Here is a 1,391-nt window from a genome sequence, read left to right on the forward strand (position 1 = left end):
GATAACTCTTCTCAAGAGTAACAAATATGCCATGAAATAGCAAACATCATGACTATCATTTCTCATAAAGTTAATAAATCTAAGTTGTTCCTAATCCGAGTATCCTAAAATTACACTCTTATTTAACTACATAAACCAATTTCGGCTAAGCCTAACTTCCCTATTATCCAAACTCAGAAAGATAAACTGTACATTCATAGTTAAATTACTTTATCAATTCCTTTCCTGTAATTTTGCCATCTTCAAACGTCCAAATACGATACTTCTTTCCACCTATTTCAACTATAAATGTATATTCAGAAAACCGTTCTCCCCAATGCCCAATGCTATTTACTGATTCTACTTTTGTTATTTCAGGATGGCTTCCTTTTACTTTCTCTCTCATAGTATCTAACTTAAATTTAGTATATAAATGAATTGATATGTACACCACAACTACAATACTAACAATTGAAACCAATATTTTTTTCAATAAATCGCCTCCGAATTTAAATAATTTCACTATACTGGAGAACTGAACTTATGTTAACTATCCTGTTTCTAATTAACATAAATCACATTATCTGTAGTAAAAAGACCTTTAAGGTCTCTTTTGTTTACTTACATAATGGATCTTATCAAATCTTATATAGCGTTTTTAATTATTTTATTATAAATTCAATTTATCTGAAGAAATCTAAAGGAGCCAAACTTAATGACTAAACTAGATATTACTTTGAAATGCTTTAATACACTTTTTCTATTTTTAATTACTATTGCTGCTTTTAAATTAATTGGAATTTTTCAAAGTATAGAATCGATTCTTGCTCAATTTCTCAATGTTTTATGAGGATAAATTAAGAATAAAAAGATAGTTTTCATAATCTAGTTAACAAAAGGTACATTTTACACAGATAAAAGGATCTTTAATCGATCCTTTTATCTATTAATTCAATACTTCATTCGAAACATTCCATTGAGTATAACGATCAGAGACTCCTTCAATCCCAATAAGTGTAGTTTCATCCTTTTTCTCAAAAATAAGTCCTGACCCCATTTGTTCTTTAAACTTCCATTCTTTGTTCTCCATAAATTTTTTAACTACATCATATTCAAAATCACCTCTATTTTTTGCTATGTAACTAGTAATTTTGTCATTTTCAAAAACCTGGGCATACTCACTGTTAGAAATCTCCAGGTTTAATATCGAAATTAATAACAAAGTTCTATCCCACGCGCCCTTGGGATTTAACACAATTGCTAAAATAACTAACAATGATAAAACTAAGAAAAATTTCTTCAAAATGTCCTCCCTAAAACTATGCTTTTTTACCAATTTATAACTTTATTATAGAAGTTGCAATTACTTCTTTCTCAAATTTGCTTTGCTAGTTAACATAATTGACATTATC

The 1,391-nt window shown here is 28.1% G+C and carries 3 protein-coding genes; 1 reads left to right on the top strand and 2 read right to left on the bottom strand.

Going from position 1 to position 1,391, the window contains the following annotated elements:
- Window positions 1-205: 205 nt before the first annotated feature.
- On the bottom strand, window positions 206-502 hold the full coding sequence (locus tag BFA01S_RS21515) for a hypothetical protein (RefSeq protein ID WP_169800531.1): 297 nt from the start codon (window positions 500-502) through the stop codon (window positions 206-208).
- A gap of 192 nt (window positions 503-694) precedes the next feature.
- On the opposite strand from BFA01S_RS21515, the gene BFA01S_RS23560 reads away from it, so the two are divergent.
- On the top strand, window positions 695-829 hold the full coding sequence (locus BFA01S_RS23560) for a hypothetical protein (protein WP_268874900.1): 135 nt from the start codon (window positions 695-697) through the stop codon (window positions 827-829).
- A gap of 96 nt (window positions 830-925) precedes the next feature.
- On the opposite strand, the gene BFA01S_RS21520 is transcribed toward BFA01S_RS23560, so the two are convergent.
- Window positions 926-1,282: a hypothetical protein gene (locus tag BFA01S_RS21520; protein WP_066235688.1), complete on the bottom strand. Its 357-nt coding sequence runs from the start codon at window positions 1,280-1,282 to the stop codon at window positions 926-928.
- Window positions 1,283-1,391 lie beyond the last annotated feature (109 nt).

The organism is Metabacillus fastidiosus NBRC 101226 (assembly GCF_001591625.1).
Lineage (GTDB): Bacteria > Bacillota > Bacilli > Bacillales > Bacillaceae > Metabacillus > Metabacillus fastidiosus.